The 22,100-nt window shown below is 56.7% G+C and carries 20 protein-coding genes; 7 read left to right on the forward strand and 13 right to left on the reverse strand.

The features are described from left to right. The first annotated feature begins 819 nt into the window (after positions 1 to 819). From lexA to AB1Z34_RS02555, 5 genes are all read left to right on the forward strand, one after another. A complete protein-coding gene (gene lexA / locus AB1Z34_RS02535) occupies positions 820 to 1,521 on the forward strand; it encodes a transcriptional repressor LexA (RefSeq protein ID WP_016422629.1) in 702 nt (233 codons plus the stop codon). Between the two features lie 93 nt (positions 1,522 to 1,614). Beyond that, positions 1,615 to 2,394: a DeoR/GlpR family DNA-binding transcription regulator gene (locus AB1Z34_RS02540; RefSeq protein ID WP_016422628.1), complete on the forward strand. Its 780-nt coding sequence runs from the start codon at positions 1,615 to 1,617 to the stop codon at positions 2,392 to 2,394. Then, entirely contained in the window at positions 2,391 to 3,362 is a 972-nt protein-coding gene (locus AB1Z34_RS02545) for a 1-phosphofructokinase family hexose kinase (protein WP_016422627.1), read from the forward strand. Before AB1Z34_RS02540 ends, AB1Z34_RS02545 begins: the two co-directional genes overlap by 4 nt. 35 nt (positions 3,363 to 3,397) lie before the next feature. After that, positions 3,398 to 5,557, forward strand: a complete 2,160-nt coding sequence (locus AB1Z34_RS02550; RefSeq protein ID WP_256881899.1) for a fructose-specific PTS transporter subunit EIIC — start codon at positions 3,398 to 3,400, stop codon at positions 5,555 to 5,557. A gap of 140 nt (positions 5,558 to 5,697) precedes the next feature. Next, positions 5,698 to 5,970: an HPr family phosphocarrier protein gene (locus AB1Z34_RS02555; protein WP_016422625.1), complete on the forward strand. Its 273-nt coding sequence runs from the start codon at positions 5,698 to 5,700 to the stop codon at positions 5,968 to 5,970. Positions 5,971 to 6,061: 91 nt separating this feature from the next. On the opposite strand, the gene AB1Z34_RS02560 is transcribed toward AB1Z34_RS02555, so the two are convergent. The 5 genes from AB1Z34_RS02560 to AB1Z34_RS02580 all read right to left on the reverse strand — a co-directional run bounded on the left by AB1Z34_RS02560 (position 6,062) and on the right by AB1Z34_RS02580 (position 11,911). Continuing rightward, positions 6,062 to 7,405, reverse strand: a complete 1,344-nt coding sequence (locus tag AB1Z34_RS02560; RefSeq protein WP_367157844.1) for a uracil-xanthine permease family protein — start codon at positions 7,403 to 7,405, stop codon at positions 6,062 to 6,064. A 116-nt stretch (positions 7,406 to 7,521) separates the two neighbouring features. Next, entirely contained in the window at positions 7,522 to 9,129 is a 1,608-nt protein-coding gene (hflX, locus tag AB1Z34_RS02565) for a GTPase HflX (RefSeq protein WP_367157845.1), read from the reverse strand. Between the two features lie 75 nt (positions 9,130 to 9,204). Further along, the gene (locus tag AB1Z34_RS02570; protein WP_141739556.1) at positions 9,205 to 9,522 is read right to left on the reverse strand and encodes a FeoC-like transcriptional regulator; all 318 of its coding nucleotides are present in this window, start codon (positions 9,520 to 9,522) and stop codon (positions 9,205 to 9,207) included. A 102-nt stretch (positions 9,523 to 9,624) separates the two neighbouring features. Then, positions 9,625 to 11,610: a ferrous iron transport protein B gene (feoB, locus tag AB1Z34_RS02575; RefSeq protein WP_367157846.1), complete on the reverse strand. Its 1,986-nt coding sequence runs from the start codon at positions 11,608 to 11,610 to the stop codon at positions 9,625 to 9,627. Positions 11,611 to 11,653: 43 nt separating this feature from the next. Continuing rightward, positions 11,654 to 11,911, reverse strand: coding sequence for a FeoA family protein (locus AB1Z34_RS02580; protein ID WP_016422620.1), 258 nt, complete (start codon positions 11,909 to 11,911; stop codon positions 11,654 to 11,656). 280 nt (positions 11,912 to 12,191) lie between these two features. Between AB1Z34_RS02580 and AB1Z34_RS02585 the strand changes: the two genes are divergently transcribed. Next, positions 12,192 to 12,971: a hypothetical protein gene (locus tag AB1Z34_RS02585; protein WP_070827438.1), complete on the forward strand. Its 780-nt coding sequence runs from the start codon at positions 12,192 to 12,194 to the stop codon at positions 12,969 to 12,971. Positions 12,972 to 13,031: 60 nt separating this feature from the next. Here the strand turns inward: AB1Z34_RS02585 and dapF are convergent, their stop codons facing one another. From dapF to AB1Z34_RS02600, 3 genes are all read right to left on the reverse strand, one after another. Then, entirely contained in the window at positions 13,032 to 13,955 is a 924-nt protein-coding gene (gene dapF, locus AB1Z34_RS02590; RefSeq protein ID WP_101738659.1) for a diaminopimelate epimerase, read from the reverse strand. Between the two features lie 31 nt (positions 13,956 to 13,986). Continuing rightward, positions 13,987 to 14,889, reverse strand: coding sequence for a tRNA (adenosine(37)-N6)-dimethylallyltransferase MiaA (gene miaA / locus AB1Z34_RS02595; protein ID WP_367157878.1), 903 nt, complete (start codon positions 14,887 to 14,889; stop codon positions 13,987 to 13,989). A gap of 67 nt (positions 14,890 to 14,956) precedes the next feature. Then, on the reverse strand, positions 14,957 to 15,661 hold the full coding sequence (locus AB1Z34_RS02600; protein WP_224433129.1) for a hypothetical protein: 705 nt from the start codon (positions 15,659 to 15,661) through the stop codon (positions 14,957 to 14,959). A gap of 161 nt (positions 15,662 to 15,822) precedes the next feature. Between AB1Z34_RS02600 and AB1Z34_RS02605 the strand changes: the two genes are divergently transcribed. After that, a complete protein-coding gene (locus AB1Z34_RS02605; RefSeq protein ID WP_101687558.1) occupies positions 15,823 to 17,187 on the forward strand; it encodes a DUF349 domain-containing protein in 1,365 nt (454 codons plus the stop codon). Positions 17,188 to 17,353: 166 nt separating this feature from the next. Here the strand turns inward: AB1Z34_RS02605 and AB1Z34_RS02610 are convergent, their stop codons facing one another. The 5 genes from AB1Z34_RS02610 to AB1Z34_RS02630 form a co-directional block, all read right to left on the reverse strand. Next, complete coding sequence (locus tag AB1Z34_RS02610) at positions 17,354 to 18,103, reverse strand: hypothetical protein (RefSeq protein WP_367157847.1); 750 nt, start codon at positions 18,101 to 18,103, stop codon at positions 17,354 to 17,356. Next, a complete protein-coding gene (gene miaB, locus AB1Z34_RS02615) occupies positions 18,096 to 19,643 on the reverse strand; it encodes a tRNA (N6-isopentenyl adenosine(37)-C2)-methylthiotransferase MiaB (protein ID WP_367157848.1) in 1,548 nt (515 codons plus the stop codon). Before miaB ends, AB1Z34_RS02610 begins: the two co-directional genes overlap by 8 nt. A 107-nt stretch (positions 19,644 to 19,750) precedes the next feature. Further along, the gene (locus AB1Z34_RS02620) at positions 19,751 to 20,359 is read right to left on the reverse strand and encodes a regulatory protein RecX (protein WP_016422612.1); all 609 of its coding nucleotides are present in this window, start codon (positions 20,357 to 20,359) and stop codon (positions 19,751 to 19,753) included. Between the two features lie 43 nt (positions 20,360 to 20,402). After that, positions 20,403 to 21,506: a recombinase RecA gene (gene recA / locus AB1Z34_RS02625; RefSeq protein ID WP_049170952.1), complete on the reverse strand. Its 1,104-nt coding sequence runs from the start codon at positions 21,504 to 21,506 to the stop codon at positions 20,403 to 20,405. A 316-nt stretch (positions 21,507 to 21,822) separates the two neighbouring features. After that, positions 21,823 to 22,029: a DUF3046 domain-containing protein gene (locus tag AB1Z34_RS02630; protein ID WP_042389280.1), complete on the reverse strand. Its 207-nt coding sequence runs from the start codon at positions 22,027 to 22,029 to the stop codon at positions 21,823 to 21,825. Positions 22,030 to 22,100 lie beyond the last annotated feature (71 nt).

Here is a 22,100-nt window from a genome sequence, read left to right on the forward strand (position 1 = left end):
ATTGCGCGGAGTAGGAAGCGTACGTAGACGTAAAGGTGCTTTCGACCGCCTCACTTTGTCCCTGTTCAAAGACCATGCTGCCGAAAACTCCGAAGAAAGCACCAAGCCCTAGAGCCCATACCGCCATCAGGCGAGTCAGGTTAGTGCCTGCGGATACATCACTACGATTGGACTGCTGCGCCCTGCTAACGGATAGAGACGGACGCCCGTAGTTGACCGAGACATGACTGGGCCGCGACCTGTCCCTCCGCATTCGCGCCGATGAAGCCCCATTTCGATTGCGCTGTGCAATACGTGCACGCTGACCGGGCCGAACGATGTGCTGTGTGCAAGACGCACTACGTTCACCCCACACCAACGGGGCTTTCCGTGTCGTCCGAGCAGGGAGCTCGGAAACTTGAGAAAAGTCAATATCAGATGTGCTGCTAACACCAAGTGCGGTTGAAACCGTAGACATCATGTTTTCTCCCTTTCCAACGTTGACTCTCCCACCGTTGCCGGCCTGGAGAGAATAAGAGTTGTACGACCGTTTCCCGACGCTGTGGAGACTATGTCCAAGGGCGGATGCGGAGAATCCGTCTAGACCCTTTCATCAAACGACTGTTCGAGTAACTTGTCATGTTCGATTTATAACACCATGTTCGAATATTGTCTACTGCTATCCGGATTTATTTTCGATTTTCGACATCATCACCGCCTCCGAGCACGGATAATGTACACGTTTTCTAAAGAATTCAAGGGCGCACAGTGTTCGATGCTCGACGATTCGAACAGTTTTGAGTTATGATTCATTCGAAAGAGTTTGAGAAGGGATGTTCCATGGCTCAAAAGAAGAAAGCGAACCCTAAAACACTCACCGATCGGCAGCGTCGGATTCTTGACGTCATTTCGGATGCCGTCGTACTTCGCGGATACCCACCGAGCATTCGAGAAATTGGGGATGCTGTGGGCTTGAATTCCACCTCGTCGGTGGCATACCAACTCAAGGAGTTGGAGAAGAAGGGCTTTCTCCGCCGCGACCCACACAAACCCCGCGCGGTAAACGTAAGGGATTCGAAGTCCTCCGCTGGCACTTTCACTCCGGTAAAGCCTGGGCCAAAGGCTACTGGCACCACCCAAACTCCCGAGATGCCAGAGGACATGCCAGAGCCAATCTTCGTTCCTATCGTTGGACAGATTGCGGCTGGCAACCCTATTTTGGCGGAGCAGCATGTGGAAAGTCACATGGCACTTCCGATGGAGATTACGGGCTCTGGTCAGCTATACCTACTCAAGGTCGTGGGTGATTCCATGGTTGACGCGGGCATTCTCGACGGAGACTGGGTGGTAGTCCGTTCCCAAGACGTGGTCGAACAGGGAGATTTCGTTGCAGCCCTGTTTGAAGATGAAGCAACAGTCAAGGAATGGCACGAAGACGCTGCTGGCAAGTGGCTCATGCCCCATAATCGCGCCTTTGACCCACTCCCCGCGGAGCACGCCAAAATCCTCGGCAAGATTGTCAGCGTCCTACGCAGCCTCTAATTTCCCACATTTTCGTTGCCCGAAACAGACATAAACGGGCATACTGGGAACAGATAGTAAAGCTGAAATTTCTTAACAGCTAAGGAGCGGGGAATGTACGCAGAGGAACGCCGCCGGAAGATTGCGTCTTTGACAGCAGTCGAAGGGCGCGTGACGGTCGCTGATCTTGCGGAAGCTTTCGATGTCACAGCAGAGACGATTCGCCGTGACCTAGCTCAGTTGGATGCAGAGGGCGCAGTTCACCGCGTACACGGTGGCGCTGTGGCTACTCGTTCTTTTCAGACTGTTGAGTTTTCAGTTGCCGCTCGAAAGAACGCGCAAAAGGACGCGAAGCTCTCTATTGCCCGCTGTGCTGCGGATTTTCTGCCTGACTCTGGTGGTGGAATTTTTCTCGATGCTGGAACTACCACCGAGGCTCTTGCAGAGCTGATGGTCCACTCCCCTGATAACCGCCGTTGGTCGGTTGTCACAAACTCTCTTCCCAACGCCATCACACTCGCAGGATCGAACCGCATTGAGCTTCAACTCCTTGGCGGCCAAGTTCGCGTCATTACTCAGGCGGTTGCTGGCGATACGGCACTCCGCACTCTCGCGGTTATGCGTGCCGATGTCGCTTTCATTGGTTCTAATGCCTTGACAATTGACCACGGTCTTTCTACTGCTGATCCGCAGGAAGCGGCGGTAAAGCGCGCGATGATTACGAATGCGCGCAAGGTCATCGTTATGGCGGACTCGACGAAACTTGGCCGCGACTTTCTCGTCAGCTTTGCAGCATTGGAAGATATCGACGTCGTGATTACAGATTCCTCTGCCCCGGAACAGTTCGTCAACGATCTCAGGGAGCAAGGTGTCGAGGTTGTGGTTGCTTCATGATCCTGACCTTGACTGTAAATCCGTCAATCGATCGACTTGCTCGACTCGATACGGAGCTCAAGCGAGGTGGCGTGTTCCGCCTACCAATGGCTGAGGACATGGCTGGTGGCAAGGGAATTAATGTGTCCAAGGCGTTGCACTACGCCGGAGAAAAGACGCTCGCGCTCTACCCGGCATCGGACTCCGGAAAATTCACGCGCCTGTTGGAAGTCTCTGGCATACCCCATGAAGCCATCAACACGACTAACGAAGCCCGCGTTAATCTCACACTCGCAGAGCCAGATGGGACGACCACCAAGCTCAATTCCCCTGGCATGACATTGACGAAAGCGCACCGTAGGCGTGTCCTGGAGAAACTTATCCACCATGCTAAACACGCCACGTGGGTAGTTTTCGCAGGTTCATTGCCCCCTGGTGTCCCCAGGGATTTTTACGTTCAATGCACCGAGGCGGTGTATTCGGTCAACCCGAATATTCGTGTTGCTATGGATACGAGCGACGGCCCACTGACTGAGGTCGTTCGCGCATTTCCAAAGGTGCGACCTTTTTTGATGAAGCCGAACGCCTACGAACTTGGTCAAATCATTGATCAGGACGGCGAAGAACTTGAGGCCGCTGCAGCCGAAGGGAACTATCTTCCCGTAGCGCAGGCTGCTCGTGCGCTGAACGAGCTTGGCGTTTCCGAAGTCCTGGCCACTCTCGGCGAAGCAGGGGCGGTGCTTTCAGTGAAGTCAGGCGGTTGTTTCGCTGCTACCTCCCCCTCGATAGTCGCTCAGTCGACGGTCGGTGCTGGAGACTGTGCTTTGGCCGGCTACGTTATGTCCCGCGAACGCGGTGATAGCTACCAAGATGCACTAACCACCGCCGTAGCTTATGGGGCGGCGGCAACCAGTCTTCCCGGTACGACCATCCCCTATCCAGAACAGGTTCACCCCGAGGCCGGCCGGTTATGGCAGCTCGACACTTAGCTTTTCGATGCCTAGATAAGGAGCATTAGAAAACCATGTCTTCTTCGGCAGATTTTTCCGCTATTGCATCAGACCTAGCCGATGAGTCGACAGTGTTCCTTGACCTAGATATCGGTCCGCAAAAGGAGAAGATCCTTAACTATCTCATCGCTAAAGCTGTAGAGACCGGCCGCGCCACCGACAGCAACGGCATCGTCGCAGCAGCCCTCGAACGCGAAGAGAAGGCCCCGACAGGTCTGTCGGGAGGGATAGCCATCCCCCACTGCCGCCATGAGGACTGGTCGAAGCCGACCCTGATGTTTGCCCGCTTAACCAGCGCTACAGAATTCACCACACCAGATGGGCCGGCGGACCTGCTCTTTTTCATTGGTGTCCCATCTAGTAACAGCGATGTCCACGTCGATATTCTGGCCGCACTCGCAAAAGCACTTCGCGATAAGGGGTTTCGCGCAGCTCTTCGCGGTGCTGAAAGCGATGAAGAGACTGCCCGGATCATTAGCGAGCACGTCACCAAAGCGCCTCGTCGGAAAGCGAAAAAACCTCCGGCGAAGACCAATATCGTCGCCATCACGGCCTGCCCCACGGGCATCGCGCACACTTATTTGGCAGCCGAAGCGCTTACTGGCGCGGCAGAAAGCATGTCTGATGTCACACTAACTGTAGAGACGCAGGGCTCGGCAGGAACCCAGGAAGCCCCCGCAGAGGCAATTGTCCGGGCCGACGTTCTAGTAATCGCAGCCGATATTGGGGTTACGGGGCTTAAGCGCTTCAGCGATAAACCACAGGTCAAAGTGCCAATTCGTAAGGCAGTCAATGAACCTACTGCGGTTATTGAACAAGCGAAGGCAAAAGCAGAACAATCACGGGTTCGCGCCTACGACCGAAAGGCGCCGCAACCTAAAGATGACCACGACAAGGAGGCCGGTTCGCAAACCGGTACTACAGGCGCGGACCCTTCATCTGAGAGGGTACAAGCAACTACGAAGGTGGGGGCACATAAATCATCGTTAGGCGGTGACAAAGCCTTCGGACACTGGGTTCGTGATGCCATTATGACCGGTGTCAGCTATATGGTGCCGTTCGTGGCCGCATCGGGGTTGTTGATTGCGCTGGGATTCCTCGTCGGCGGTCATCAGGTTGGTGTAGTAGCTGACGCCGTGACTAGGGATTTGCGGCTGCCGGAGATTATCGGACTCGATGCCCCGATTGCTGTGCCGACAAAAGATCTCGGCACCGTGCTAATCGATCGTAGTGGGCTGTGGCTGTATCTCGGCTCCGCGCTTTTTGCCATTGGCAACCACGGCATGCAGGTCATTGTGGCTGTAATGAGTGCTTATATCGCCTTTGGCATGGCTGGCAGAGCCGGCATTGCACCAGGCTTTATTGGCGGTGCCATCGCGGTCACGGTTGGCGCCGGCTTCCTTGGGGGCCTGGTGACAGGCATCCTGGCGGGACTAGTTGTAGCCCTACTGTTGAGGATGAAAGTCCCGGACTGGCTGCGACCGCTGATGCCGGTTGTCGTGATTCCTATGCTCGGAGCTATGGCCGTTGGGCTCACCATGTACCTGCTGCTCGGGATGCCGCTGGCGTGGCTGATGACGGCTCTGCAGCAGTGGCTGCAATCACTGGATACGACGGCGGCGTTCCTGTTCGGTGGTCTTCTCGGCGCAATGATGTGCGTGGATATGGGCGGAATGATCAACAAGGCTGCTTATCTTTTTGCCGTCGCAAACATCGCCTCAGCAGATCCCGCATCATGGAAGGTCATGGCCGCTGTGATGGCGGCGGGCATGGTACCTCCATTGGCTACATCTCTGGCAGTTGTACTCCGACCAAAGCTGTTCAGTTCGGCGGAGCGTCAAAACGGCAAAGCGGGCTGGGTGCTCGGTGCGGCCTTCATTTCAGAGGGAGTGATTCCCTTCGCCGCCGCAGATCCGCTACGTGTGATTCCGTCGATTGTGATTGGCGGTGCCGTCACCGGTGGCACCTCAATGGCTTTGGGTGCGGCCACACGTGTTCCGCACGGAGGTATTTTTGTGCTGTTTGCAATCGACAACCCTGTCGCATGGCTTGCTGCAATCGTCTTGGGCAGCATAGTGGCAGCAATTCTCGTTGTGGCAGCTAAAAGCCTGTGGCCGCGGCAAGTCAGCACCGATAATCAAAACCTAGAAGCAGACATTTCAGCGGAAGCGTAGTTTTTACCGCACCGGCTGGTTCATCCCAACGAGCATTTCTACGATTTTCAGCAAACATTCCCCAACCCATCCGGGCAACCTATTAAGCTCAGAAATGGCATCGAGGAAATCGAGAAGCAGAAAGGCAGGATGCCGCTCGCATGGTTACTCAACATGTCCACGTCGGCTCCAAGGTGGGTATTCATGCCCGCCCTGCAACGGTCATCGCTGAGCGTGCCTCCCGTTTTCAGGAAGAAATTCTGGTCGAGCTCCTTGACTCAGACGAGCCCGACAACGAACCGGCCGATGCTTCATCCTCGTTGATGCTCATGGCACTCGGTGCCGAATTCGGCGATGAAGTCACTGTGACCAGTAGCAACGCGGTTGCGGTAGAGAAAATCGCCGAACTCATCGCCCAAGATCTGAGCGATTAAAAGCAATCAGCTTAACGACGAAACATTGTGGCAACGGTCACGTGGTTCCGTCGTTAAGCATTCGTGCGAGATTCTGCCCTGGACGGGTGGCCTACGAGCGGTTCTCGCCGATGCGGTTGTAGAGCCAGTTCAAAATTGGATAGCCGATAATAATGCCGACCGACCCCCAAGCAATGCCCTCCAGCGTCAGCGAACCAATGTCGAGGGTGAGGTTACCGATACCCGCGATCAGCGCGGTGGCGGCAGCGGTGAGATTAACCGGGTTGTTGAAGTCGACCTTTTCGTCCATCCAGATGCGCACACCGAGCAAACCGATCAGGCCGTAGAGCACCATCGTTGCCCCACCGAGCACGCCAGTAGGAATGGTCAAGATGAGTGCGCCGAACTTTGGAATGAAAGCCAGTGCAATGGCGGTGAAAGCTGCCACCCAGTAAGCTGCGGTCGAATAGACACGGGTAGCGGCCATAACACCGATATTTTCAGCGTAGGTAGTGGTACCAGAACCACCAGCTGAACCGGCGATGGTGGTGGCTAGACCGTCTGCAATAAGAGCATCGCCAGCGATGTCATCGAGGTTTCGGCCGGTCATGGCAGCAACAGCCTTGACGTGACCGACATTCTCTGCGATGAGTACTACGATGACGGGCAGACCAATCAGCATCGCATTGAAGTGGAACTCCGGCGCGTGGAATGCGGGCAGACCAATCCAGGCGGCATTGCCGACCGTTTCTGTAGCCTCGGGCGAGAGATTTCCAGTGGCAGCGGCGAAGACCCAACCGATTAGTACGCCGATAAGGACACCCAGACGGCTGACCATACCGCGGCCAGCGACGGTTGCGAAGACAATGGATGCCATCGTGACAAATGCGACCAACGGCTGAGTGGCGAAGTTCTCCGTGGCAGCAGGCGCCAGGTTAAGTCCGATGAGAGCGACGATGGCACCGGTTACTGCAGGGGGCATCACTGCATCGAGGACACGCTTGCCGGCGAACTTTACAACGTAGCCAACGAGCATGAGCGCGATGCCGGCGCAGAGCACGACACCGAGCTGAACACCAATACCCTGCGCCTGTGTCGCGGTCAGTGGTGCGATGAAGGCAAACGACGAGCCCAGGTAAGAGGGCAAGCGATTTCGGGTGATTAGCAGGAAGACAATCGTGCCGATACCCGAGAACAGCAGTGTGGTATTGACTGGGAAACCAGTCAACAGCGGCACCAGAAGAGTTGCACCAAACATGGCAATGACGTGCTGTGCGCCAATGCCAATTGTACGAGGCCAATCGAGGCGTTCGTTGGGAGCCACCACGGCTCCCGGTGCAATCTTTCGACCGTCACCGTGAATATCCCAACCGAAAAGACGGCCACGTTCGGCGTTTTCAGCAGGCGGATTTGCGGAGGTTCCCTGTTGGGTCTCCGTGTCAGAAGTAGAATTCATGGTTGTAATGCTAGTGGATGCCCACCGCAGATCACGCCACGGATACAGCATTAAACCCAGGACTGCCGGAGCTCTTTGTCGCTCTCCCTATTCCAACTCCGCTCGCCCTATTCCGACTAGCCGTCGTTGCTACTATCCTCATTCGCGTCGGCCGAGAAGTCAGTATTCTCTGCAGGTTCGATGTGGTATGCCGACAGTTCATCCGCGAGGCTAGTGGGCAAACGCACATCCATCTGGGTGCCTTGCTCTGTCCATGTCTCCGACAGCACGGTCGCATCTTCGTGGAGCGTGGAGACAATATTGCCCTTGTCATAGGGGATCAACATGTGGACGTGAGACTCCAGCTCATTGAGTGCAAGCTCGAGTCGGGTCTCCAGTTCACCGATCCCCTCACCCGTTCGCGCAGAGACAAAGACCGCATCATCGAGCTGGTGGCGCAGTTGCGCCAGAGTGATGCCATCGGCCTTGTCCACCTTGTTGACTACCAACAGCTCGGGCGGAATCTCGGCCTTTTCTTCCTCCGCGATTTCGTTGATGACTTTGTTGACAGCCTTAATCTGCTCCAGCGGGAATGGGTCAGAGGAGTCTACGACGTGCATGATGACGTCGGCTTCGAGCACCTCTTCCAAGGTCGAGCGAAAAGCTTCAATGAGCTGCGTCGGCAAGTGGCGAACAAATCCGACCGTATCGGTCATAATCACCGTGCGACCGTCGCGAAGCTTGGTGCGACGAGTCGTCGGGTCCAGCGTCGCAAACAGCGCGTCTTCCACCAGCACACCAGCGCCTGTCAGTGCGTTGAGCAACGAAGATTTACCCGCGTTGGTGTAGCCGACAATTGCCACGCGCGGCAGGTGTCCAGCCTTACGACGTGCGCGCTTGATCTCACGCGCAGTCTTCATGCCAGCTAATTCCTTGCGGATTCGCGCCATATCTTGGCGTAGGCGCTGACGATCGGTTTCGATCTTAGTTTCACCCGGACCACGCAGACCCACGCCGCCGTTGGAGCCCGCGCGACCACCAGCCTGACGCGATAGGTTGCCGCCCCAGCCGCGCAGACGCGTGTACAGGTACTGCATTTGTGCCAGCGAGACCTGCGCCTTGCCCTCCTTGGACTTCGCGTGCTGAGCAAAGATATCCAGAATCAGCATGGTGCGGTCAATAACCTTGGCGTCAAGGCGATCCTCCAGCGCCACCAACTGGCCGGGAGACAGCTCACCGTCGCAAATAACTGTATCTGCGCCGGTAGAGGCGACAATATCGCGAAGCTCGTTGAGCTTGCCGGATCCCACGTAAGTACCAGGGTCCGGCTTATCGCGACGCTGCAGCACCATCTCTAAAACTTCCGAACCTGCAGTCTCTGCCAGTGCGGCGAGCTCCTCCATCGCCACTTCGGCTTCCTGCAGGGTCCCGGATGTCCAGACACCGAGCAGCACAACGCGTTCCAGTCGGAGCTGACGGTACTCGACCATCACTTCTTCAGACTCAGTATGTGCTACTGACCTGGTCAGCCGGCGCAGAGAGGAACGCGCCTCCAGATCCAAATCACCGACGGTAGGTTCCCTTTGCGTGCCGACGTTCGTTGCGAACGCATCCCCGGAGGCACTATCAGCGTTTTCGCCAGCATCATTAGCGTCGATGAAAAAATCGTCCATCTCGTGCGAGGTGCGAGCTTGCTGCGACGTTTCGCCGCTGACCTCATCAAAGTTGTTGGAAAAATTCGTCATACTAGCTGCTATTGTCGCATGACAAGCCAAATTCTCCGCATTGTGTGCGGAGAATACCGAGCCGAAGCTCAAGACTTAGGCTGCAGAAGGTGGCCTGCGTGTCAGAACCAGTGCGACCGGACCACTATTAGAACTACCGCCAGCACACGTACCACTGTCGGACATTCCACAGTTGGAACAACCTCCGCCTGGGCACATGCCACCGAGGGATTCTCGGCGCAGTTGGCCGGTGTGTTCCATGCGGTCAAGGATGAGGTCTACCGTTGCTCGCTGCAGGCCAGTGATTTCGCAAATCTTGCGTCGGGAGCTAATGCCCTGCGCAATTGCATCTTGAACGGCTTCTGAAGGCCGACGAGTAACCGTCGTATTCTTCCTGGCTCTAAAGAGTCCCACGGCGATAGCTCCTTTCCGTATCGCGATTCTTGTTGGATCTGATTTCTAGTTCGCAAGTGTGACTTAGTAGCTTTGCCGAAGCTACTAGGAATCGACGAGGCTTTACAGGAACAGCTTCAACCCTTGGAAAACAATCACGGCCAGTGCCCATGCAACGACCAGCTGCGCTAGCAAACCGAAGCCCGTCCACTTCAAGCCGATCTCTCGACGTTGTGCCGCGAGCGTAGCCACGCACGGTGTGTAAGCCAGCAGGAAGATCATGTAGGCCCAGACTGCTGCCAATCCGTGTCCATCGGATGCATTGTCAAAGTCACGTCGAATATTCTCCGCGAGCGGGCTGGAGGCCTGTTCGCTCGAATTGGAGTCGGTGACGTCCTCCACTGCATAGGTCTGTGCCCAGGTAGAAATGACGGCTTCCTTGGCCACAAAGCCCGTCACCAACGGACCTGTCAGAGACCATGTACCGAAACCTGCCGGGTTAAACACAGGAGCAATAGTTTCGCTGACTGCACCGTATGCGGAGTCCTGCGGTGCCAGGTCTTCATCGGCAAAGGAGTGCCCGGAGACAACCGGAATAGACATCAGTAGCCATACGACGATGACGGTGCTGACGATGATTCCACTAGCGGTCTGCAGGAAGCCCTTCAGACGCATCCACATCACAGATAGTGCCAGCCGCGCGGTCGGAAGCTGGTAGGTTGGCAGGTCAATGACCAGCGGTTCCGACGGCATGGTGCGCCACAGGGTCTTACGCAGTGCAAGGCCGGTCAGAACGATCAGCAGAATCGAGATCACGTACATAGCGAAGACGACTGTGCCCGCGTGTTCCGGGAAGAACACCGCACCCAACATGACATACACGGTTAGGCGCGCCGAGCAGGAGGTAAACGGAACCAGTAGAGCCGTCAAAATGCGGTGGCGCGGATTACTCAGCACACGTGTTGCCGAAATCGCTGGCACGTTACAACCAAAGCCAACAATGAGCGGAATAAATGCCTTACCCGGAAGACCAATTGCACGCATGACACGGTCAGCCACCACGGCTGCACGCGCCATATACCCTGAATCCTCGAGTACTGCGAGGCACAGGAACATGAGTGCCATCAGCGGAACGAAGGTCAGCACCATGCCGACACCACCGATGATGCCGTTTACAAGCAGCCCGGTGACAATCGGATGGTCCCATCCCACCGCTTCTAATCCACGGGTAACCAAATCTGCGAAATTACCGGTAATAAGGGTTTCCAAACCGTCCTGCAACGGTGCTGCTACCGTCGTCGTGATTTGGAAGACTGCCCACATAACTGCCAGGAACACAATCGGTCCGAGCACCGGGTGAAGAACCACGTTATCAATGCGGTCGGAGAAAGTCTGGCGATCTTCCACCCCGCCCGTAGATGCCGCAACCGCCGCATCAATCGCGGCAAAGCGTGCGTCGTCCAGGCGTTCAATCGATTCGCCATCGACCTGGCGAATCGGTGACGACACCGAACTACATCCGTCCAGAGCCGCTGCTACCGCGTCGGCCAACCGCGCCATTCCCGCTTTACGACGGGGATCCAGCGCTACCACCGGCATCCCCATAGCTGACTGCAATGCGTCCGGATTCACATCGATGCCCTTGGCCTTGGCAACATCTATTTTGGTCAGAGCCAGAACGATGCGCTGGGCCTGTTCCGCCAATTCCGCGGCCATGTAGAGACCACGGCCCAGTGCCGTGGCGTCGACAACGACAACGACGAGATCCGGGCGTTCTTCTTCCGGTTTCTCGATGAGCATCTCGCGAGTGAGCTCTTCGTCCGGACTCATGGCATCCAGCGAGTAGGCACCCGGGAAATCGATGACATCGTACTCAGCGGCATCGGTCTTCCACGCGCCGCGGCTGACCTCTACGGTCGTACCAGGCCAATTGCCCATCTGCGCTTTCGCACCAGTCAAACTATTGAACAGTGTTGACTTACCGGAGTTCGGTGCGCCGACTACTGCGACAACAGGTGCACCATCCTTTGCTGGTGCTCCGCCACTGCATGCATGGCAGCTGGGCGTGGATGCGAATTTTCGCGTTGAGGAATCCGTAGGTGTTGTCATTGTTTACTTTCAGGAGGGAGGTGAGAAAAGAGATGTAGGGGACCTAACCCACGACGGACATCTTGTGCAGCGTGCTGGCATCGATGGCGTAGCGCGTTGCGCCAGCATGGACGATTCGCCCACCGCCGCTGGTGCTCCGTCCCACAGTGACACTCATTCCAGGGCGAAGCCCCAGTTGCGAAAGCCTGCGGCACAGGCGCTCATCCACATGCGACGCTCCCAGAGTGACGGTTACCCCCACCGGGACGTCGGCAAGCGACTGAATGTCATCCGACTGTTTTCGAGACCGCAATCCGAGCATGAGAAACCTCGCTTATATAGATAAGAATTAAGCTAAGCAAATCGTGTTTACGGAGATGAGCTTACTCTTAGGCATGCCTAAATGGAATAAACCGGGCACACCTAAGGAAAGTTATTTATGCCACACTTAATATTTGCCTATTTAGCGTGGCAGAATTGTTAGTCCCATCCGAATAGTTGCCGCGGCGTGGAGGAATGGTTCTAGGTACCCCAGAGCACAATGTGCTCACGTGCGATTCGTTAGTTCGCAGATGAAGATATGGGAAGTATCATCGAAAAGTATGACTACTGACTTGCGAAGCATTGGCATGGACTACCCCAGCTGGCGAGACGCGATGGAAGCCGCGATTGCCAGTGACAATCTGTCGGTCATCGGCGAGGTCCGCGGTGGCCAGCTGGTCCGTTTCGAAGATTCCTCTGGTGCGCGTCTGCACATCCTGGGTGTTGAACCATTTTCTACCTACGCCGGCTTCGCGGGCAGCCCGACCGTCACTGCCCATGTATCCAGCGTGGACGATGTCTTGGCGCTCGTGGAAATCGTCGAGGATGATCCCTCCTCGGATAACTTTGACAAGGTCATCGAGGTCGCTACCTGCCTGCTGTCACAGGGGCCAATGATTGTTGATGCCGGAACTCAGACTTTTGAGCATGTCGCGCTATCAGCTCTAGCAACTGATTTCACCCTCGACGCATCCATCGAAGAGTACGAGAAGCGCACCGGGGCAATCCCGACAACATTGGACTTCGAAGGTGCTAAGGCAATTGTCGGAGATCAGGTCGGGAAGGCATCGCCTAGCGCAACCGTGAAACTGGCTGGTGTTATCAATAACTCCCGCAAGCATGTCAATGAGCTAACCGGCAAGAAGTTCTGGGTGCTCAACCTTGCTCTGCCGACTCCTATGGACGTACTTGTCCCCGGCGGCGACGAAGCTCCCCAGCCAGGCATGGTCGTTTCCGGTACTTTCTCACTGACCGGTGAGATCATTCCGCCTCAAGGTTGCGGAGGCGGCTGTGGCGATGGCGGCTGTGGTTGTGGCGACGGTGGCTGCGGCGGACACTAGTCCGCTGATTCCCCACCGCTTCCACTACCCCGCTAGTGCTCCTGCAGCACTAGCTACCAGTCACAGGGCTTCCAGCTCAATATCGCCGAGCGTGTGAATCACGCTCGGCCCGGTCAAGGTCGCCGAGAAGTCCCCATCCGCATTGCTGGCCTTGTGGACATCCACAGTCACCACACCGCCGGGCACCTTGACTGTCACAGCCCCCTCAATCCGGCCGGCATCGGCCAGCGCGGCAATAGCTGCCGCAACCGTACCGGTGCCACACGAGCGGGTCTCACCAACTCCACGTTCAATTACTCGCATGGACACCGAATCAGAGGCATCCAGCGGGGTGACAATTTCCACATTGAGGCCGTTCGGGAACATGGCTTCGTCGGCACGCACTGGCTTCGCGACACTACCCGCCGCTTCCAATTCCAGCTCCGCCAGAGCGGCGGCATTTAGGCCAGGCATGACGCAGGCCAAATGCGGATTTCCCACGTCGACACCAATCCCGGCGAATTTCTGGGCATTGTTGCCCGAACCAATGAACGCAGTAGCGAGGCCGAGGACTTCCGGCTGGCCCATATCCACCCCAACGACCGCGTGCCTGCGGCTGAGCTCATCAATCGAAACAGCGCGCAGCCCTGCTCGAGTGCCCACCCGCAAAGTTCCGTCGACGACACTGTCCGGGCTGTGAATCGCGGCAATATAGTGTGCAAAGACGCGGACACCATTCCCGCACATCTCGGCAATAGAACCGTCACTATTCCGGTAGTCCATAAACCAATCGTCGGCTTTAACGCCCTCCGGCAATGCCGCCAAAACACCGGCATCGACGAGTTTCCCCGCACGGGCAACCCGCAGGACGCCGTCAGCGCCAAGACCTCGCTGTCGATCGCACACTGCTGCGACCAGTGATTCGGTCAAATCAATCGACACCAAATCATCTGGAAAAATCAAGAAATCGTTTTGCGTACCGTGGCCTTTGGCAAATGAAACCATGCCCTTGATGCTAGCGGGAGGTCCGAATCTCTTACAGACCAAGTGCGGAAAACGCCTGTCCCGGCACGTCACCGGCAGCGTCTAGCCACATGATCCGATGATCACGGTTGAACCAGGAGCGCTGACGTCGCACATACCTGCGCGTACCAGTAATCGTGCGTTCACAAGCCGTATCCAGGTCGTAAACCCCATCGAAGTAGTCCAGCACCTGCGCATAGCCGATCGCGCGACTAGCGGTCACACCTTCGCGCAACCCTTGCGCAATCAAACTCTCAGTTTCTTCCACCAGGCCAGCGGCAAACATGCCCCGCGTACGCTGTTCAATCCGCGGATTTAGCCATTCCGCCTGCGTGCGCAACCCCAATATGCGAGTGTTCCACCGCGGTGGCTTATCAATCGACGGCTTCGACGCTGCAAAAGGTTTGCCCGTGAGCTCGATGACCTCCAGGGCGCGGACGGTGCGCCGCGGGTCATTGGTCTCAATAATTGCCGCCGCATCCGGATCAATCTCTGCCAGCCGATCATGCAACGCCGCCGGACCGATCTCGTCCTGCACTGTCTCCCACTTCGTACGTACTTCAGGGTCCGTAGGTGGGAACTGCCAGTCGTCCACCAACGCCTGCACATACATCATCGACCCGCCGACAAGGATGGGGACTTTCCCCCGCGCGCTAATGGCCTCAACATCCGCTACCGCCTCACGCTGATACGTCGCCACACTCGCCGGCTGCGTCACGTTCAGCACATCGAGTTGGTGGTGCGGAATCCCCCGCCGCTGGTCCACCGACAGCTTCGCTGTTCCGATATCCATTCCTCGATAGAGCTGCATCGAATCAACATTGACGACCTCACCGCCAAGCTGCTCCGCAAGTACCAGCCCCAAATCCGACTTTCCCGACGCCGTCGGCCCTACCACCGCAATCGGCACCGGCAAGCTCTCACTCTCGAAAGCCGTCACTACCCAGTTCACACTCCTGCACAAAAACTAAAAACGCGCGCTCTTACTTCGCAACACACCGCCAGCTGGCCACGTGGTAGCCGATTCCATAAGGCGCCCTGTCATAGTAAGAACGCTTTACGACGGTCATTCCAGACCCCTTCCAGCTTTCAGCAGCTTTACTCAGCTGCTGCCATAACTCGGCTGCGTACGCGCCGGGAGCTGGAAACACAATATTTTCCACGTTAATACTTGAGCAGTCCTGACCAGCAATCAGACTGCACAGCGCATCAACCTCCGCTGCACCTTCAATTACGCCGACCGGGGAATCGTCCGCAAGGCCGAATGCGCCGTCGGCAAGCACAAGCAGACGCGTGTGACCGGCAGCGAGTGCCTCAGCGATAGAGTCGAAGCACGTTGCCTGAATGACGCGGCCAGTGGGTCCTTCAGAATTCCGTCGCGCGTAGTCTTCGATAAGCCAGCGTCCCAGCAGCTCAGGTAATTCGGTTCCGCCTGACACCGTGACATCAACCCCATACGGAGAAAAACTGCCGGGTGCGCTGGTCTGGTGCGGGGACTTCGCCTGCATCCTGCCAGTGATAATAGCGACCGCGCCGGGCTCCCCGGGTTCGTCATCTGTCCACAGCGTCGCGACGGTTTCACGGGCATGACGGCGCAATTCCGTGGCGATAGGTGCAAAACCACCCAGCTCCTCGACGATGAGGAGCGCACGCGGAACGATAACAAGCCGAGGCAAACGCGAATTCACGTCCTCAACGCTACCGTGAGGGGCTAGTCGATGCCTTAATCCGGCGGTGTTACGCGCGCTGTGCCAAAATTTTTGGGATACTCGAGCACATACCGTAAGTGTTTGATGGCAGCCGTGTCGCGCGGCAGTTCTGCATGAAGATTGGAAGAGGTTTACCCACTATGACCGGTACCAGCAATTCCCCTAAGCCAGGTCCACGCCCGGGTCCACGTCCGGGACCTCGACCAGGCTCAATGCCGGCTCATCGTAAGGCCCCTGGAGCTACTCCAGCGCCTGCGGGGTCGGCCGCTGTGGCACATGCCGTCCACAATGATCCAAAGAAGTTTGGCCGCATTGACGAAGACGGCACTGTTTGGCTGGTCACCAGCGCCGGCGAACGCAATATTGGCTCCTGGCAGGCTGGCACCGTAGAAGAGGGTTATGCCCACTACGGCAAGCGCTACGAGGATCTGGCCACCGAGGTCGAGCTACTGGAATCTCGTGTAGTCTCCCACCCGCAGGAGGCAAAGACCATTTCTCACAACGCAGTTGAACTGCGTGAGAGCCTTGCCACCGCCACGGTCCTCGGCGATATCGATGCGCTGGATAAGCGCCTTGCAGAGGTCATTGCCACCTCCCACGTCGCAGAGGAAAAAGTCGCTCACGACAAGGCAGAGCGCCGTAAGAACGCCATCGCACGTAAGGAAGAGCTCGCCGCAGAGGCCGAAGAGCTCGCAGAGAACTCCACCGAGTGGAAGGTCGCCGGCGACCGTATCCGCGAAATTCTCACAGAGTGGAAGCAGATTCGCGGCATCGACCGCAAAACTGATGATCAGCTCTGGCGCCGTTACTCCCGCGCGCGTGATTCTTTCAACCGCCGCCGCGGTGCCCATTTTGCGGAACTGGACCGCAACCGTGCGGCTGCTCGCCGCGTTAAGGAGGACATCATTGAGCGAGCTGAGGCCCTGAAGACCTCCACTGATTGGGGTGGTACCGCTGCTGCCTTCCGTGACCTGATGGCTGAGTGGAAGGCCGCTGGTCGAGCCCCACGCGAGGTCGATGACAAGCTGTGGGCGCAGTTCAAGGCCGCCCAGGATGAGTTCTTTGGTGCTCGCAACGCGGTCAACGAAGCTCGAGACAGGGAGTTCGAGGAAAACGCTGCGGCCAAGGACGCACTGCTGGCTGAATACGAAGACCGCATTGATCCGTCCAAGGGCCTCGATCACGCTCGCAACGAACTGCGCCAGTTGCAGGAGAAATGGGAGGCCATCGGCTTTGTGCCGCGTGGTCGTGTGCGTGAGTATGAAAACCGCATTGGCGCACTGGAAAAGCGCGTCTCCGATGCTGCCGATTCGCAGTGGCGCCGTACCGACCCCGAAGCACAGGCTCGCGTCCAGCAGTTCGCCGACCGCGCAGCGGAGTTTGAGCAGAAGGCCGCCGAACTCGAGGCGAAGGGCAAGACTTCTCAGGCCGCCAAGGCTCGGGAGCAGGCCGAACAGTGGCGACAGTGGGCAGAGCAGGCCGCGGAGACTCTCAAGGAGCTCTAACAGAAGCTAGTTGTGTGTCGGGGAAGCATGTTCTCGCTCTCCGGCGTCCGCAACAGAATCCTGGCTCAGCTACGCGCTGGCAACGCGTCGATGGTTAAAAGAAAAGGGGCTCTCTTCCGGAGTGGAAGAGAGCCCCTTTACTTACTGCGCTAGTGAAAAAGTCTCACTACTCGTCGCTGACCTGTTCGTCCTGTTCGCCGGTCTGCTGAGAGACATTGTCCGTACTACTTCCCTGCTGGCCACGATTGCGTCGGCGAGCACGTTCACGGCGGTCGTCGACGACCTCAACATCCGTAGTCGTATTCGGTGTCAGGCCCGCCCGCAAGTAAACCTGCTGCGCGCGCAGTACCGGATCGGTGTCAGCGTGCTTGCGACGTTTCGTCGCGATTGCGAGCTGCTCCTTACTACGTCGGAAAGCGATGAAAGTCACGGAGATGGCCAGTAGAAAACTGCAGAAAATACCGAGCATCAGGCCGAAGGAAATACCCTCGCCGGCCAGTTCCTGTGGACGAGACTGACGCATCCAGCCAGCGAAGACTGAGTAGACCATCTGAATACAGGCAAAAAACCAGGTGACGAATGCGAGAATCGTCGTCCGCGTAATCAGCGTGGCAATAGCTAGCAAGACACCTACCACCACGAGAATGGAGTAAATTCGCTCCGGTCGAGTCGTGAAGTACTGATGCGCAACATCCGTATCCAGCAACACATCAAAGCCCAAAACGACGCCAGAGTGCGGAAGGAAGAAACTCGTAATGAGGCCGATGACGGCAACCATCATCGGAATCACTGCACGGCCGAGATCCAGCTCGCCAGCGACCTTGCGCTCCTGAACCCGCAACGCCTGCGCGGATTCCACCGACTGCTCGCTAGTGGATTCCATATCACTTTCCGGCGAAGCCTTGTCACTACTCACAGCCGCATCCCTCACTTACACTCGTTTTCTCCGGGCGCCCAATCTTTGGCAAGCCCAGACCAACTCCAATCGGAGCGGTCGTCGGAGTCTGACCGACCTCTACATTATCCCCCGCCTTAGTGCGGCGGTGTGTGAGCACTCCGGAGTCGGCAATGAGGAAGTGCGGTGCTGAGTCGGTCACGCGTACTGTCACGTAATCACCTGGGCGAATCTTGCGGTCGACGACGCCTGGTTCGCTTTCCGACGGGCTGAAGTGCACCAGGCGGCCATCCCGACTCCGACCAGACATGCGATGAGTCTCCGCATTCTTACGGCCATCGGACTGGCTGACCAGCAGCTCGACTTCCCGGCCGACTAGCTTAGCGTTTTCTTCCTCGGAAATACGCTCCTGAAGCGCTAGCAGCCGACCATAGCGTTCCTTCACAACCTCTGGTGGAACCTGATCCGACATGGTTGCCGCCGGAGTTCCCGAGCGGGGCGAGTATTGGAAGGTGAACGCCGAGCTAAAACGAGCCTTTTCCACCACGTCGAGAGTTTGCTGGAAGTCCTCTTCAGTCTCGCCTGGGAAACCGACAATAATGTCAGTGGTAATGGCGGCATCCGGCATTTTTTCCCTAACCTTCTCCAGAATTCCCAGGAATTTCTTGGTGCGGTAGGAACGGCGCATGTCTTTCAGCACTCGGTCGGAACCGGACTGTAGTGGCATGTGTAGCTGATGAACCACGTTCGGTGTCTCCGCCATGGCGTCGATGACATCATCGGTGAACTCAGCTGGGTGCGGAGACGTAAAGCGCACACGTTCCAACCCTTCAATCTGGCCGCAGGCGCGCAGCAACTTGGAAAAAGCCGAGCGGTCGCGTTCCATGTCAGGGTCGGCGAAGTTAACACCATAGGCGTTGACATTCTGACCGAGGAGAGTCACGTCAGTAACGCCCTGCTCCACGAGTGCCTGCACCTCAGCGAGAATCTCGCCCGGACGACGATCGCGTTCCTTACCACGCAAACTGGGGACGATGCAGAAGGTGCACGTGTTATTGCAGCCTACGGAAATACTCACCCAACCTGCGTAAGTGGATTCACGCTTGGCCGGCAGCACCGAGGGAAATTCTTCCAGCGCGTCCTTAATCTCGACTTCAGCCCGGTCATTATGAGCGGCGCGTTCCAACAAAGCTGGCAACGAACCCAAGTTATGCGTACCGAAGACTACGTCCACCCATGGGGCCTTCTTTACGACGACGTCCTTATCCTTCTGGGCCAAGCAGCCACCGACGGCAATCTGCATGCCTGGGTGAGCATCCTTGACCGGTTTGAGCTGTCCCAATGTGCCATAGAGGCGATTGTCCGCATTCTCTCGAACGGCACAGGTGTTGAAAACGACCAGATCAGGATTATCGCCTTCTGCAGCCGCTACATAACCGTTTTCTTCCAGCAAGCCAGACAGTCGTTCCGAGTCATGGACGTTCATCTGACAACCGAACGTACGTACCTCATATGTGCGAGGCGAAGACTGCTGCTGAGAGTTCAAAGAAGGGGTAGTCACGGCAGTTTAGGTTAGCTGTTTATGGCCCATTTCCCCAATCAGCGACCCCCTTTAAACCTGACGGGTCCGCAGCCGGCGTGCTAATCCGGCGTGCGGTGGCACCGGCGCTAATCTGTGTCCTCTTCGAGTTCCCGGTATCGCTCTTCTAACTGATCCCGAGCAATGCTCATGGACAATTCAGAGGGGAAACCGCGCCGCGCCAGCACACCGACGACTTTGCGTAAATCCTTTTGCTTGGAGTTGAAGTCAGGTGCCACTGTTTTAATAGTGGCCGCTTTCTTCGCCGCTAGCTTCCGGGCGACTTCTTCTTCCGCGTTGTGCGTAATCTGCTCCAACGCATCTGCACGAAGCGAAGCATCAATGCCTTTTTCCTGCAGCTCCCGGTTCAAAACCATCTTCGACTTGCCACGACTAGCAAAGCGCTGCCGCACCCATTCGGATGCGAAAAGCTCGTCATTAACCAATCCACTTCGGGTCAGGTCATCAACGACTTCTTCAATCATCGAGGTTGGAAACTCCTCGACTGCCTCGAGCCTTTCTACGAGTTCCTTGCGGGAACGCATTCGCTGATCGAGCAAGCGCAGTGCCTTAGCACGAATCGGGGCCTTGGATTCCTCACGACCCGCATCGTAGAGCGAACCACCGTCAGCTTCCGCAATCTGCTGAGCAAGCTTTTCGATAGTCTCCCGCACATCGCGGCCGTTACGATCCTCCACGGTCCTCTCTTTTCGTGTGTCGCGGCACTACGCCGTGAGCTAGCTAATCTTCCAAATCATCGAAGTCGATGTCCGGCACGACATCGACAGGGGCATCGATATCGGTCTCATCCTCGACCTCCGCGAATTCCCCGACACCGAGCTTCTTCTTAATCTTGACTTCGATTTCCTGGGCAATTTCTGGATTCTCGCGCAGGTGCATACGAGCCTTTTCCTTGCCCTGACCCAACTGATCGCCCTCGTAGGTAAACCACGAACCGGACTTCTTGACAATGCCGTTATCAACGCCCATGTCAATCAACGAGCCCTCACGCGAAATACCCTCGCCGTAGATGATGTCAAACTCTGCCTGCTTGAACGGCGGCGACACCTTGTTCTTGACTACCTTCAAGCGCGTGCGGTTACCCACCGCATCCTGGCCGTCCTTCAACGTCTGAATTCGGCGTACGTCACAGCGAACGGAAGCGTAGAACTTCAGTGCTTTACCACCCGTGGTGGTCTCAGGAGAGCCGAACATGACGCCAATCTTTTCACGCAGCTGGTTAATGAAGATGGCAGTGGTGCCGGTGTGGGACAGCGCACCCGTCATCTTGCGCAGCGCCTGACTCATCAACCGCGCCTGCAGACCAACGTGGGAATCGCCCATTTCACCGTCGATTTCAGCCTTCGGAGTCAACGCGGCCACCGAGTCAACCACAATGATGTCAATAGCACCGGAACGCACCAACATATCTGTGATCTCAAGTGCCTGCTCACCGGTATCTGGTTGGGATACCAGAAGGTTGTCCGTATCTACTCCAAGCTTGCGCGCATAAACCGGATCCAGCGCATGCTCCGCATCAATAAATGCGGCAATACCGCCCTGCCGCTGCGCCTCTGCAATAGCATGCAGTGCGACTGTGGTCTTACCCGAGGATTCTGGACCATAGATTTCTACGATGCGACCACGTGGGAACCCGCCCAGGCCCAAGGCCACGTCGATAGCGATATTGCCGGAGGGAATAACCTGAATCGGAGGACGATTGTCGTCCCCCAGGCGCATAACTGCACCCTTACCGAAGTCCTTCTCAATATTCGCCAGAGCTACATCGAGCGCCTTCAGGCGATCATTGCCCTGGTTCGAAGCCGTAGCCTTCTTACGAGCCATAGTTCGTTGTTCTTCCTCATTGTCATTGTCGCGGTCATTGTCGCGTACGGTATCGGGTTCTGGAGCCGTACTCAGAGAATGTGTGTCCCGATTTTCATCCAAAACAGAAACTTCGCTCACACTTAATTAGGCGCGAAACTAGCCGTTCCGGTTCCAAATTGGTCCGCGACACCTCTACTGCCGGTTACACCCGGAAGTTATACCGAATCAGACGGATTGACTTCATCAGCACTTTCGATAATATGCGAAACCCTGTTCGAATGGCAACGACACGCAAGAGCCGTCGGCAAGCATTCACCGTCGTCTACGCCGGAACCTATTCGTCAGGACCGTACCAGCGGTCTTCGGGAATATCGTGTTCCCTACACAGCGCCCACCAGATATCCCGAGGTTCGACCCCGTCCTCGAGCAATTCGGCGGGAGTTTTTCCATATTCCATCAGTACGTGGGAATGCAACAGCCACGGGCCGTGCTGAGGCCCAAATTCGTGGTTGACGAAGTTGTGAAAATCGGCCAATCGCATGAGACCAACGTACAAGATACCTGTCACTGATACCTACCTGGCCACCCTCTTTTCATAACCTAATCCCCGGT

The organism is Corynebacterium sp. 045007, from assembly GCF_040743205.1.
GTDB lineage: Bacteria > Actinomycetota > Actinomycetes > Mycobacteriales > Mycobacteriaceae > Corynebacterium > Corynebacterium jeikeium_D.